We start from the raw sequence: 13,546 nt of genomic DNA, 5'->3' as shown, positions 1-13,546 counted from the left end.
ATAACGATTTCGCTGGGATCACAAACATTTTTTACGAAAATTAATAAATTAACTTTTTTTATTAATTTTGTTTACTTATTTAATTTTCCGTTCTATAATCGGTCTTGCAAAAATAAATGAGCCTTTTAAGCCAAGGAAGGAAGTGAAAAGATGAGTACTGTAGAAAAAGGGGAATACGAGGGCAAGCGGGTCGTCATTACAGGAGGAAGCAGCGGTTTCGGCCTGGAGACGGCGAAGATGCTGGTGGATGGAGGAGCGCGTGTATTGATTACCGGCCGCACCCAGTCCACGGAGCCCAGCGAGGTGGCCCAAGCCGCCCTGTTCCTCGCCTTCGATGCGACCTATACCACGGGGGCCGAGTTCCCCGTAGACGGAGGCGGCTCGCAAATCTAAGTACGTCTAAAACCGCGTTTTGATGACCATCCGATTTTCATAAACGAACCAAGGAAGGGAAAGTGATCAATATGGAAAATACAAAAAATATGCGCGTCTTTGTAACAGGAGCAACGGGGTTTGTCGGCACCGCTGTTGTTCGTGAACTTATTGCTTCGGGACATCAAGTCGTCGGGCTCGCCCGCTCGGATAAGTCTGCCGAATCGCTGACGGCTGCCGGGGCTGAAGTGCACCGTGGTTCCCTGGATGATCTTAGCAGCCTGCAGGAAGGAGCCGCCGCAGCGGACGGCGTGATTCACCTGGCTTTTAAACACGACTTCGCGGATTTTGCGGCAGCCGCTGAGGCGGACAGCAAGGCGATCGAGGCGATCGGGGCGGCACTTGAGGGTACTGGAAAGCCATTCGTGGCGACCTCGGGAACGCTGATGCTTACGCCGGGGCGGCTCGGGACGGAAGAAGAGGCGTCGACACAGTCTACGCCGCGCCGCTCCGAGGAGGCTGCGCTCGCGCTGGCTGGACGCGGAGTGAGAGCTTCCGTCGTCCGCCTGTCACCGTCCGTGCATGGCCCGGGCGAGCAGGGCTTTGTTCCGACTCTGATCGGCATCGCTCGGGAGAGAGGTTTTGCGGCGTATGTGGATGAGGGGCTTAACCACTGGCCGGCGGTTCACCAGCTAGATGCGGCGCGCCTGTTCAGACTGGCGTTGGAAAAAGGTGCAGCAGGCGCCGTGTACCACGGGGTTGGCGATGAGGGCGTGCCTTTCCGGGAGATCGCTGAGGTCATCGGCCGCCACCTGAACCTGCCGGTACGCAGCATTTCCCGCGAAGAGGCGGAGGCTTACTTCGGTTGGCTCGCCTTCGCCGCGTCGACCGACAATCTGGCGTCGAGCGCCCTGACCCAGGAACGCTTGGGATGGCAGCCCGTGAACCCTGGTTTGATCGCGGATCTGGAACAGGGGCACTACTTCAACCGCTAAAATTGATGGATTGGGTGAATGAAGAGGTTTTTTAAAGGTTAACCAATGAAATCGTCTGACGGTAACATTTGTGAATAAAAAGTCTTGGCTTGTGACTCTGTACCTCCTTCATGGAAGTATTGGGTACAGGCCAAGACTTTTTTGGTAGGGAAACGATTCCAAACCGTCTATGGAATCTCGAAGGCTATGATATGATAGCGTTAATATGAATAACCTATCGAAAGGAAGATACACCATGGATATTATCCAAGATCTTCAAAAGTTAATTAAACTTACAGGTGAACGTGCAAGGTTAGAGGCTAAAGTGAATGGGACTTACATTGTATACAAGACAAATAGCGGTCGGATTATTAAGGAATTTGCAAACGGTGACATTCAGACAGTGAATAGTCCGGGATCTTCTTCCGATGAATAAATTTTCTCCAATCAAATGGGTATTGGTAGACCATTACTCTATTTATTGTTTCTAATTTAAAGTCATTTCAGTTGTCCTTAACAATCATTCTAGGTGAGTTGCTCTTCTAACTCACAAAAAAGCACCTTCAAGTTAATCTACATATCTTTTGATATGGTTGATTATCTTGAAGGCGATTTTGTTAACTAATTCATTTATTCTGGAAATCAATTTGTATCGTTAGGTTGGTTTTATCAAATTGTACCTTTCCACCAAAAGCTTCAGCGATAAAGCGAAGATTTACGTACATAAGACCATCATCAACAAGCTCTGGACCTTGTAAAAGCTGTACTTCCCTGCCATTTAGAGTAGCAATCTTTTTTCCGGCAGTTAACGTAACCGTTGTATCATTATTTTTAGCCGTAACAGTTTTGGTTTGATTATCAAACTGAGCGTCCATCATTAACGCCGAGAAAAATGCCCTGAAAGGAACCAAGGTTGATCCGCTCGGAGGAATTGCCGCAGTTAAGGTTTGTTTGTCCCCATTAATGTATATCGTAGGACGGTATACTCCGCGGGAATCCGGGCCCGCTGAAGCAAACACAGCTTGTGCACCAAAGACTAAGATGCAAACAGTCAGCACAGCAAGGGATAGAAAAGAACGGCGCTTCATCAAATACCATCTCCTTTTTTAAGTTTAATAGTCAAACAGGACGCTTCATTTGGACAAATCCTATCAGTACAGACGCTTTTTCCACCACACATGTTACAATAAACCCAAATCATCACAGTTATTGGAGGTATCTTCAGTGGTCATTCAACTAGGCAATTTTGAAGTGAATTCCGGGCAATTGGTCGTAGCGGATCCTTGTTACGAATTGGATCGGGATACGATTATTATGGGCGTGCTGGAAACGGCCTTAACTGGCACATGGATAGGAGAAGTGGAGAAGGTCGAGGTTCGCGACTGGGGCGAAGCCAACGCCAAACTGACAGCTTACCATCATTCCGTAGCGGAACAGGCGGCGTCGCTGGAATGGATCAAGTGCTCTTTTGTGGCGGGGGTGGACAGCGGGCAGGCCGGAATTTTTGATATCGACAAGCACCGGATTCCGGATGCGGATGCCCCTGACGGTAAACAGGACCAAGATACCGAATGGTATTTCGCCTGCTGCGATCTCACCGAGAGCGGGGAGGAAGCAGGCGTTCTGGATGGCGGCGTCGTATCACGGACAGGCATGGGCGACGGGGCGTATGGAGTGTATAAAGCCGTAAATTCAGACAATCAGGTAGTTGGCGTGAAGATTGTGTTTATTAAGGGTTAGTTTAAAGGCGGCTGGTTTTTGTACGAGAAAGATCTCGAAGGTGAGGCGAATTCTGTGCTGAAGAAAACCCTTTTACTTGTTCTAAGTGCGATTTCATTGATTTTTGTTACCCAAGTGAATCAAGTGTCGGCTGCATCTCCTGTACTGCCTCTTCCTTCAAGTGCTCACGTGTATTTAAAGGCAGGCCCGTTTTATATTTTATATACTCATCCTACTGCGCCTTATATAGACCAAAACAATCGCTTGCTCGTTCCTCTTCGATCACTCGAAGAATTATTTGGAGGGAGCGTTTCATACTTACCCGAGAGCAAAACCGCTCAGGTCGAATGGCTGCAGCATCAATTTAAATTTGTTGTAGGTTCCAATCTTGCAGAGATTGATGGTAAAAGTTACGTTATGGATACGAAGCCAGTGATGAAGAATGGAGCAATTTCATTGCCTATCCGCTTGTTTTTAGACGAAACAAACCTCGATTATCATTGGGATAATAGACTTCAGGTGCTGGTTCTGGATGATGAGCGTATTCTTGTGGGCGAGCCGTTTACTGATTTTAAAGGGAATGATTTGAAGAGTACAAATATAGATAACGTATTCCAAATCAAAAGTTATTCGATTGAAAAGTCCAAGTATGATACCTTTGCTCTGAAAATTACAGCTAATAATCAATCAGGGAAGGATATTCCGAAGGGAAAAGCAGATATTCATCCGCTCGTTTCTTACGGAAAAATGTATGGCGGTTTTGCTACCGATTCCTACAGCCGCCCAGCATACCCTGCTATTCCAGGAGTGAAAGCTGGGGAGGATGTTACCATACAGCAAAACTTCCCTTTACGGGATGTCGAATATATCATTACGGTTGCTAGAGTTTTTAAATAGATATACAGGTAGATGACTCTCTCGAGGGTCATCTTTTTTTTTATTCTATAGAAGGAACTCACCTCATTTTCACTTCGAGCGCAACTATTTTCCGTTTTTATTGTTATATATTGTAAATGGTAATTTGTCGCTTTTACTAGAATCATGATAGAAAGTTCAAATCATAACAGAGGTGCCCAATGAAGAAATTTTTGTCTCTGCTGTTCCTGTCTTTGTTTCTACTGATTCTGCTCCCCAATTCAATCAGTGCCGCATCCAAGCCATCCAAAATTGTATTAGACGGCCAGGAACTGGCCCTGCCGGCTGATGTGAAGGTCTCGATCATTGATCAATCCATGATGATTCCACTTCGGGTGGTGGCGGAAAATTTAAAGTTTCAGGTGAACTGGGATCAACGGTCCCGTAGCGTTACAATCCAGCAAAACGCCAAAGCCATGATGTTAACCGTCGGCAAAAAAGAGGCAAAGGTCGCGGATCAGCTCGTACGGCTGGATACGGCTCCCCGGAATATGAATCAAAGCGTGGTCGTTCCGATCCGATTCGTCACCGAACAAATGGGACTGGCTGTCAATTGGGACAATCGCAACAAAACGGTATACCTGACAAGCCCGCCTCAAAACCCGGATCAAAGCAAAGTTCCGAACTCCGAATCCGAAGCAGACAATACAGAGCCGTTGACGCATGTGAGTCAGATCCATTATTTAAACCAACAGCTCGTCATTCGTATGGATGGCCAAGTGACGCCCAAGATTTCAACTTTAGCCAACCCCGCCCGAATCGTTGTTGATTTACCCAATACGACCTTCGGGGCTCTGACTCAGCCGCTGGATTCGGCCATGATGGGGAAATTGGACGTGAGCGGACAGCCGGATGTATCCGAAGTCAGATATTCTCTATTTAGCAGGGACCCCGAGCAAGTCCGGGTCGTGGTGGAGTTAAGCCAGGATAACCCGGCTTCCTATCATCAGGAGTTTATCGGCGATCAGCTCATTATAGATCTATCTGGGACGGGCAGCGATCCCCAGACTCCCGTGTCTTCAGGCGACGAGAATGAAAGAAAAATCGTAGTCATTGATGCGGGACACGGTGGCAGCGATCCGGGAACGACGAGCATCAGCAACAAACATGAAAAAGACTTTAACCTCGCGCTTGCTCTGAAAGTGCAGGAGCTTCTTCTTAAGGAACCCGAAATTGAAGTCATCATGACCCGTGACAGCGACGTGTACCCTACCCGGACAGAACGCGTGCAGCTGGCCAATTCATTAAATGCGGACGTTTTTGTATCGATCCATGGCAACAGCGTACTGGAATCGCCGCAAGCAACCGGTACAGAGAGCCATTATTATCAGCGGAGCAGCAGCAAACAGCTCGCCGATGCGATCCACAAGCGTTTGGTCCAGGCGATGGGTCTGAAAGACCGCGGCGTTAAAAACACCAGCCTGCAGGTGATTCGTGAGACCCATATGGCTGCGGTTCTATTAGAGGTCGGATTTCTAAGCAATGTCTCGGATGAACAAGCCATGCTGTCGGACACCGTTCAGTATAAGGCAGCACAAGCGATTGTTGATGGCATCAAAGAGTACTTAAGCATTACATAGGGAGAACATCGCAGGGAGAGAGAGAAACAAAAAAGAACGCTCGAAGAGCGTTCTTTCAGAGAGCATTAATAGAATTTCCAATGATCATGCCGATGCTTTTTCTTTTTCTTACAGATGACTACAGCTTTTTGACCGGGGTGCAGCTTGACGACGATTACTTTTTTTCGATTACAACACATAATGATCACCTCCTATATTAACAATCTATGCTTTTACGAATAGATTTGACTGGACAAACAGGCACAATTTGATAGGTTATGAGATCAATCGATAGAAAAGCCCCCCATATCCTTGGCTGGAACGGGGGGCTTTCGCCTGATCAATAGACTAGTGGTTTTTGCATAAAAATAACAATATCGGAGCGGGTGCTTGTTCCGTGCTTATCATGATATTCCCAACTGATCTGAAATTCACCGTAACCCCAGTCGATATAACCCAGGTGTTCATACAGCCTTCTTGCTTCGGGATTGTCTTTGCTGCTCACTTCCAAACCGATATGGGTGCAGCCTCTTTCGCTTGCTAATTTCTCAGCCTCACGAATGATTGCCGTCGCTACCCCTTTTTTGCGATAGTCCTCTTTCGTCAGTCCTCCCTCCAGAAAGGCACTGTGAGTCACATCAATATATTGAGTTACACGAGGATCCTCAGGGCCACTCCATCGCAGTAAGAAATGTCCAATCGGTTGATTTGTATGCCATGCGATCAGAAATACGCCCTCACCTTTCCTCTGTACTTCGAATCGCCGATGCTGGGGATACGTCAGGTTCCCGGGGCTGAACACTTCCTCGAGCAAATCCAATTGAGAATCCTCGGCTGGTTTGACCACAATATCAAACTCGTGTTGATTCATCACTCATCACTCCTACCGGTTGATATGGATACTAATCATTCTGAATACGGGGTGGCCTATTCCTTCGTCGTTATCTTAATTATTATGTAAAAGAATCTAAGCAGACTAATGACTATATCATGATGTGTGAAAAATAGCAAAAGCCGCCGATCCTCGATCAGAATCATTGCGGCTTTGGGATGAAGCGTTATTTCCGTTTACGATTTCTCGGCTTTCTAACTTTGCCTAGTTTGCCCAGTTTTCCAGGGATTCTTCTCAGGCTGGATTTGCCTAATCTAAATTTCCGCGCACCCTTTTTCGGTGCTTTCATATTTCTTGATTTCACTGCGCCTGCGGCTTCTACCAGGGTAAGGGTATAGTTTTGGAAATTGCCGACATTAATCTCATCGAACTCTATCAATCTACAGCCCGTCCCTTGGCAGCTTTCGATCCAGCACATGTTGAAGGCGGTACTCGGAACATCGGTGGGGAAATCTCCGCTCCACGTATTGCCGAATAGGTCATAGGCATAATAATAATACGTTTGATTTACAGAGGATCCCGTTACCAGTAGCCGGCGTCTTCCCGGAGAAATCCGGTACCAGCCAGCTTTTGAATAAGTGATCGGGCTGCAATCCGGATCATAGTACCCCACCGCGACCCATACGGGGTTCGGCGTACTGTTTCTAACATAAAAACTCATAGCATCCACTCCATCCTGATCAAAGAATCGGTACTGCACTATTAATCTATGTGAGATTTTTGAAAGGGTCATAGACAAATGGAAGATGAAAGAGTCCAAATTGAAGACAGCCGCATGGGACCGATTGTGAAGGCAGACAACCATTTTGATCTGAATCCCGCCTTTACCCAACACGAATGAACGCTTTTCCAATAAGATGTGGTATGCCATTCTTGATTGAGCCTTCCTGGATTATCTCCATTGTCTGCGCTGCATTCGAACCGGCTTCCTTCATCCCGTGACTGCAACGGTAAAAGAGTGGATCGCAGAGGCTGCCGCTGCCTGAATAAAGCGGTTTTTTTGTTGTTTAAAAACATACATGGAGAGTATTTGAATCTACTAATTTTTCATCTACTTTACAATTAGTGGGATTAATATCATAATTAGTAATCATATCTTTAGTGAGGTGTTATATGAAATCCGTTTATATCACGAGCATGGGGAAGTTCCTTCCCGGCGCCCCGGTGGGCAATGAGGAAATGGAAGATTACCTTGGTAAAATCGGAGGCAGATCCTCCAAGACGAAGCGTATCATTTTGGAAAAGAATCAGATCAAGCAGCGCTATTACGCGATGGACAAGGAGCAGAAAAGCTTGTACACCAACGCGGAGATGGCGGCCCTGGCCATACGCGAGGCGTTGGAGCGCAGCGCCAGTGTCCGTCCGGAGGACGTCGAATTTTTGGCGACCGGTACGACACGAGCGGACCTGCTGCTGCCGGGTTTTGCGAGTATGGTGCATGCCGAGACGGGACTGCCGGTGATGGAGATTTCTTCGCACTCGGGATTATGCGCGAGCGGGATGCATGCGCTGAAGAACGCTTTTCTACATATCAAGTCAGGGGAGCACCGGACGGCCATCGCTTGTTCCAGCGAGTTTCTGAGCCGCGAGTTCAAACATACGAAGTTCGAGGCGCAGAGCATTTACAGCAACGGCCGGGTACCGTTTGACACGGATTTTCTGCGGTTCATGCTGTCAGACGGAGCGGGGGCAGCCCTATTGCAAAATGAACCCTCTGCACAGGGGCTCTCCCTGCGCATCGAGTGGATCGACAACAAGTCGTATGCCAATGAGTACGAGACCTGCATGTATTCCGGCATGAGCAAGGAGGATGGCGGACGTTCGTGGCTGGACTACGCCTCGATTCATGAAGCGGCCGATCACGGCGCGCTGAATTTGAAGCAGGACGTCCGGCTGGTGAATGAAATTACGAAGGTCGGGACGCGGCGGTTTTTGGAGCTGGTGGAAGAAGGGCGGATTGACCCGGACGCGGTCGATTGGATGGTGGTCCATTATTCGTCGCATGTGTTCAGGGAAGAGATCTTCCAGCTGCTGGAGCAGGGCGGCGTGACGATCCCTGAGGAAAAATGGTTTACAAATCTGTACACCAAAGGAAATACGGCGGCAGCTTCGATTTACATCATGCTGGAAGAGCTGCTGTATTCCGGACGCCTCTCCGCGGGGCAGCAGATCGTGTGCGTCGTTCCGGAAAGCGGCCGCTTTCAGGCATCGACGATGCTGTTGACGGTGGTTGGGGATTGACAGCCTTCTTGTAACAATGTATTCAATGCAATTTCCATAACACGCATAAAAGGACCCTCAGCGGAGGGTCCTTTTTGCATTGTTGATTAAGGAGAGTTTAGTAATGAAGATGGTTCCAGGCTTTCATTCATCGTTCCCTAATGTTCGCTATCTTCATCCACAATTTCTTGACTGTTAGTGCCTTCACCAGTGGCGTTACCGGCTTCGCTGGAATCTGCGACGTCACTTCCTGTGCCGCTGTCAGCGCCATCCCCACTGACCTCAGCGTCGCCATTGATCACGGCATCCAGCGTTTTCTCATCCAGTGTCACATCATCCACATACACGGACATCGTTCCTTCACCGCTTGGCGAGGCGATCTGCAGCCCGATGGCCTTGATCAGCGTTTTATCGATGGCAGCGCCGCTGATATCTTTGCCGTTCAGGTTCAGCTTGATCCACTGGTATTCGCCTGTCAGCTCGACTTCGTCAGTGGAAGCCCATGCCCAGTTCGACCCGGTCTTGATAAACAGCTTCGCTTTGGCTGTCCCGCCGGCTACTCGGGCGCGTACCATCAGGGTGCTGCCTTGGCTGAGGTCCTGGTCGCTCATGTAGGCGAGCTCAAAGTGCTTGTCGGCTGCGCCCGCAGACGGAAAGTCCGCGCTGAGCACCTTGCTGCCGCCATCCTCCGGATTGGCGAGGTTGCCGGCTCCGAGCGTGTCGTCGTTCAGCGACCAGCCGGTGATGGAGCTGTTGAAGTCGAACAGCACGCCGGGTGCGGTGCCGCCGCCCGCGCTGCCACTGGGCACGGTGCCAGCGTTCGGATCGAGCAGGGCATGGATGTCGTCAAAATACATCGACGACGTCAGCCGGTTGCCGTCCGGCACCGCGTTCGTATAGATGGAGAACGCCTGGACGTTCTTCAGGTTCGTCTTCGTCAACGTGCCGGTCGCCCCGTTGGCGGGCTTGAACTCGCTGAACGGAGCGGTGATGAGCGCCGGCTCGGTCGTCTTGGTGTCCGGGTAGTACTCGTACGTCTTGCCGTCCGCGTTGATCTGCATCACCAGCTTCTGGCCTTGGCCGTCCGGCTGGTACCAGAATTGCAGGGCGTTGAAGCCGGACCAATCGGCGCCGTTCATCGCCTTGGTGATGCCGGCGTAGCCGCTGCCTGCCAGCGTGTACGTGTACTTCAGCCCGTAGCTGCCGCCGTGCTTGTGCGTGCCGTCCAGCGCAGCACCGGCCGGGTCGCCGCCGGCGTGCACGAACTTGCTGGCCAGCGCGTCGCTGCTGCCCAGGTAGCTCTCGAAGTCGTCGACGACGGACGGGTCGCCCGCCGATTCGGCATAGGCGCTGTAGAGCCTAATGTTATCGACGTAGACCGGGAGCGTATCTCCATCCGATTGCAGCGCGCTGCCCACGATGGACAAGGCGATGTCGTCGGCAGCCGCCAGCGCATCCGCGTTCGTAAAATCGATCGTCGGGCTGAATTTAACGTACTCCACGCCATCGATCGTTTCTTTGGGCAGGGACGCAAATGACGAATACGTTGTGTCCATGCCGTACTTATTAGTCCAGTCCGGTGGGAGCTGCCCTACGGCGCGCAGGCTGGCCTGCTCGCTGGATGCCCCGGCTGCAGCGGGGACCCACACGTCCATTTTGACCCGTTGGATACCCGCGAGCGAGCCGGCGCTGGCTTTAGCCTTGGCGTTCTTCAACTCCAGCTTCAGCTCCTGCCATGAATCGGTTCCGTTCAAATGCGGAGCGCTGATCTTCAGGGATCCGCCGTTAAAATCGCTGTACACCGCGCTTCCGTCATTCGTTTCTTCCGAAGAACTGGTATATTCGCCGTTGTATTGGATGCCTTCCGTGTCAGCGGCGGTATCGAAAGTGTAGGCACCGGCCAGCACCTCGCCGATCTTCACGAACACCGTGTTTGTCTGCTCATGCAGCACGTCCCCGCTGCTGCCATACACTTTGACGGTGATGTCCGCGGTTTTGCCGTTCTGCTCCGCCGCCGGCATCCACTGCGCCTCGTAGTAGCCGCTGTCCGGGTTCAGGGTCATCGGATACTCGGTATCCGAACCCTGCACGCTGTAGACGACACGATCCGGCGTTTCGTTCAGGACGCGGACGCGAATCGTCGTTGAAGCCTCCTTAATGGTGCTTTGGTCCGTCGGAGAAGCGATATGCATGAAGCCCTGTTCGGAGGCGGTGTTGACCTTTTTGTCATAGGCGCCAATGACCCCGTCGCTGAACAGCGTGTACGCATCCTGGTAGTACTTTTTAAAATCCGGCAGCATTTCATGCTCCTGGTTCGGATCGCCGGTTGGGTAAGGGACGTAGAGGGAGTCCGGTCCAAAGTTGGCCCAGGTCAGCATGAACGCCATCTTTTTCGCATCCGGATCGGATTTGAGCGTGTTTGCCAGCTTCGTGTAGAAGTCGGGCGTCGTATTGCCGGAGACCTTCATTTTCTGGTAGCCGAATTCGGTAAAGGCAGCGACTTTGCCGCGGTTGTCCGCGATGTTGGACACGGTTTTGGCTTCCGTCTTGACGCCGTTAAACCAGGAGTCGCCCTCGCCGTTGTAGTAGCTGTCGAACCCGAGGATGTCGACGTAGTCGTCGCCCGGGTAGGTTTTTAAGTAGGTATCCGCGGAGTCGCCAAAACCGCCGCCAGGCGAGTAGGCGTACAGGAAGTTGTGGACGCCTTTCTTGTCGCGGAGATACTCGACCGTGTAGCGGTAGATTTCCTTGTATTCGTCGGTCGTTGTAAAAGCGGCCCCCCACCAGAACCAGCTTCCGCTCTGCTCATGGAACGGTCGGAAGATGACTGGAATCGGCTTGCCGTCATCGGTTTTGAGGTGCAGGGCGAAGTCGGCGATCTGATCGAGGAAAGCGTTATACGCCGCGTTCTTGTCCCCGCCAGGCAGGATGTGGGACACGACGTTGCCCTTGGTGTCGTAAAAATCCCCGCCGGTGACGAAGTTCGGCATATGAGAGCTGAGTGTCAGCACGCCGCCGTCGGCGTATGCTTTCTTCATGACGGCGACGAGGTTGTCGCGGCTCTGTTCGGCATTGCCGGCGACACCTGGCTTTTCTTTGCCTTCCAAGCTCAGCGTATCCCACCCGAACAGCCCCGGATAGGCACCGACGCTGTTGAAGGTGTCTGATTGGGTTCCGTCCTTCGCCGTGATGGACATACCTTCGGTCGTGGCATGCTGCTGGCCGAACAGGATGTTCTTGCCGCGGAGCTGGTTCAAATAGACGAACAGCGATTTGGTGCGGTCGGTTGCCGCTGCGTCCGTCAGGTTGACGGTCGTGACGTTTTCCACCGGACCGCTGCCATTGCCGCCGCTGCCGTTTCCGTTCCCACCGGAACTGGAACCTCCGTCTGTACTGCCCGAAGGGTTGCCGCCTGCGCCTGTGGTGCCTGTGCTTCCGGAAGGCGCAGGGCTTGCATTGACTGCTCCACCTGAGATGCTGGTCGTTCCAGGCGGAAGCGCCTTGCCGTTCAGCGTGACGCCGCTGCCCTGGATCACCGCCTGCTTGATGCTGCCCGTGCCCGTGATTGCGGTGCTTGCGGCCGACGGGTTCACGGTCAGGGAAGCGATGGAGGCGCCGGCACTGAGGCTCAGCTGCACCGGCTGATTGAACTCGGCGCTGTCGATGATCGAGCTGTCACCCGCGTTCAGTTGGGACGGGCTGTTTGCCGTCAGCTGCCCGATATGGGTCGTGCCAGCCAGCTGCACATGCACCTGGCCGTCGCGGCGGTTGACCAGAACGCTGCTGAGGTCGGAGTCTTTGACGATGACCGTATGGGCGCCGCCGCCTTCGATGAAAGTTGTGCCCTGAACCGTGACGTGATCGAGGGTGACCTCGCCGTCGCCAATTCCTGGCGCCAGATATAAATTGCCCTGAATGATGGCGTCCTTCAGGACGACACCCCCGTGGTTCACCACGGCGCTGCTTTGAATCTTCCCGGCGGTATAAGTACCCGCAGCCGGATAGTACGCGCTGACCAGCTTATCGATCAGGGTAACAATTTCCGCGCGGGTAATCGGTACCTCGGGGCGGAAGGTCCCGTTTGGGTAACCTTGGAAGTAACCGGAGAGCGCCCGGACCGCTTCGCGGGCGTACGCCCCGATATTCTCTTGATCTGAGTAGGGAAGGGAGGAGGCTGTTTCGTTTCCGCTGAATTCAAACGCCCTGGCAAGCAGCACCGCAGCGTCCTGACGGGTTAGAGATTCGAAGGGCTTGGCCGCGTTGTCGGGATATCCGATGTAGTAGCCGGCTTCTCTGGCAATGGAGAAAGCGCTTGCAAACCAGGTGCCGGCAGGGACATCCGCATAAGCTTCCTTCGACTGGGTTGTAAAGCCGAACAAATGATTTAAGAGAGATACGAATTCTGCACGTGTGATTTCTGCATTGGGGCGGAAGGTGTGATCCGGATAGCCCTGGATCAGCCCGCTGCTCAGCCATTTTTGCACGCTGGCCTGTGCCCAGTGCCCTGTAAGGTCATTGGCGGTCATGCCGCTGGGGTCCGTTTGGACAGCTGCCGATCCGTAGGCAGGAGACAATAGTGAAGCGATCAATACCGCCGATAGGGTAGTGCCCAGCCATTTGGATGACTTTTTCATGAAAACTCCCCTTGATTGATAGAAGATAAAGGGCTAACAAAGCGGTTTTTAAGCTAACAGGATATCATATTTAGAAACTATGTAACCGCTTTATTTATCCCTTTTCGAGTCAATATACTATCATAACGGGGTGTGTCTGGCAAGAATTTAGTTATATTAATTTTCTAATAAAATAATAACAAAATATAAAATAGTTATCTTTAGCTGAATCATCGTTCAAAAGAAAAAGCCTCCACATTCCAAAAGAATGAGGAGGCTGAG

At 51.5% G+C, this 13,546-nt stretch carries 11 protein-coding genes; 7 read left to right on the top strand and 4 right to left on the bottom strand.

The genetic code is table 11. The features are described 5' to 3' along the window. Window positions 1–150 precede the first annotated feature (150 nt). From MKY74_RS32395 to MKY74_RS32385, 3 genes are all read left to right on the top strand, one after another. Window positions 151–393, top strand: a complete 243-nt coding sequence (locus tag MKY74_RS32395) for an SDR family NAD(P)-dependent oxidoreductase (protein WP_076173900.1) — start codon at window positions 151–153, stop codon at window positions 391–393. A gap of 89 nt (window positions 394–482) precedes the next feature. Next, window positions 483–1,367 carry an SDR family oxidoreductase gene (locus MKY74_RS32390; protein WP_076174021.1) on the top strand — a complete coding sequence of 295 codons (885 nt, stop codon included), beginning with the start codon at window positions 483–485 and terminating at the stop codon, window positions 1,365–1,367. A gap of 235 nt (window positions 1,368–1,602) precedes the next feature. After that, the gene (locus MKY74_RS32385) at window positions 1,603–1,782 is read left to right on the top strand and encodes a hypothetical protein (RefSeq protein WP_076173899.1); all 180 of its coding nucleotides are present in this window, start codon (window positions 1,603–1,605) and stop codon (window positions 1,780–1,782) included. Between the two features lie 190 nt (window positions 1,783–1,972). On the opposite strand, the gene MKY74_RS32380 is transcribed toward MKY74_RS32385, so the two are convergent. Next, a complete protein-coding gene (locus tag MKY74_RS32380) occupies window positions 1,973–2,434 on the bottom strand; it encodes a copper amine oxidase N-terminal domain-containing protein (RefSeq protein ID WP_076173898.1) in 462 nt (153 codons plus the stop codon). A gap of 136 nt (window positions 2,435–2,570) precedes the next feature. On the opposite strand from MKY74_RS32380, the gene MKY74_RS32375 reads away from it, so the two are divergent. The 3 genes from MKY74_RS32375 (at window position 2,571) to MKY74_RS32365 (ending at window position 5,560) form a co-directional block, all read left to right on the top strand. Next, window positions 2,571–3,086 (top strand): DUF4241 domain-containing protein, encoded by a 516-nt coding sequence (locus tag MKY74_RS32375; protein ID WP_076173897.1) that lies wholly within the window; start codon window positions 2,571–2,573, stop codon window positions 3,084–3,086. An 18-nt stretch (window positions 3,087–3,104) separates the two neighbouring features. Next, window positions 3,105–3,962: a copper amine oxidase N-terminal domain-containing protein gene (locus tag MKY74_RS32370; protein WP_076173896.1), complete on the top strand. Its 858-nt coding sequence runs from the start codon at window positions 3,105–3,107 to the stop codon at window positions 3,960–3,962. A gap of 179 nt (window positions 3,963–4,141) precedes the next feature. Then, entirely contained in the window at window positions 4,142–5,560 is a 1,419-nt protein-coding gene (locus tag MKY74_RS32365) for an N-acetylmuramoyl-L-alanine amidase family protein (protein ID WP_076173895.1), read from the top strand. 319 nt (window positions 5,561–5,879) lie between these two features. On the opposite strand, the gene MKY74_RS32360 is transcribed toward MKY74_RS32365, so the two are convergent. After that, window positions 5,880–6,410, bottom strand: a complete 531-nt coding sequence (locus MKY74_RS32360; RefSeq protein ID WP_076173894.1) for a GNAT family N-acetyltransferase — start codon at window positions 6,408–6,410, stop codon at window positions 5,880–5,882. A gap of 187 nt (window positions 6,411–6,597) precedes the next feature. Then, window positions 6,598–7,302, bottom strand: a complete 705-nt coding sequence (locus MKY74_RS32355; RefSeq protein WP_244169388.1) for a DUF1036 domain-containing protein — start codon at window positions 7,300–7,302, stop codon at window positions 6,598–6,600. Window positions 7,303–7,544: 242 nt separating this feature from the next. On the opposite strand from MKY74_RS32355, the gene MKY74_RS32350 reads away from it, so the two are divergent. Continuing rightward, the gene (locus tag MKY74_RS32350; protein WP_076173893.1) at window positions 7,545–8,672 is read left to right on the top strand and encodes a beta-ketoacyl-ACP synthase III; all 1,128 of its coding nucleotides are present in this window, start codon (window positions 7,545–7,547) and stop codon (window positions 8,670–8,672) included. Window positions 8,673–8,809: 137 nt separating this feature from the next. On the opposite strand, the gene MKY74_RS32345 is transcribed toward MKY74_RS32350, so the two are convergent. Continuing rightward, complete coding sequence (locus tag MKY74_RS32345; RefSeq protein ID WP_076173892.1) at window positions 8,810–13,285, bottom strand: glycosyl hydrolase; 4,476 nt, start codon at window positions 13,283–13,285, stop codon at window positions 8,810–8,812. Window positions 13,286–13,546: the final 261 nt, after the last annotated feature.

The sequence above is a fragment of the Paenibacillus sp. FSL R5-0378 genome, from assembly GCF_038009285.1.
GTDB lineage: Bacteria > Bacillota > Bacilli > Paenibacillales > Paenibacillaceae > Paenibacillus_AQ > Paenibacillus_AQ favisporus.
This window is presented reverse-complemented; position numbering and strand designations above follow the sequence as displayed.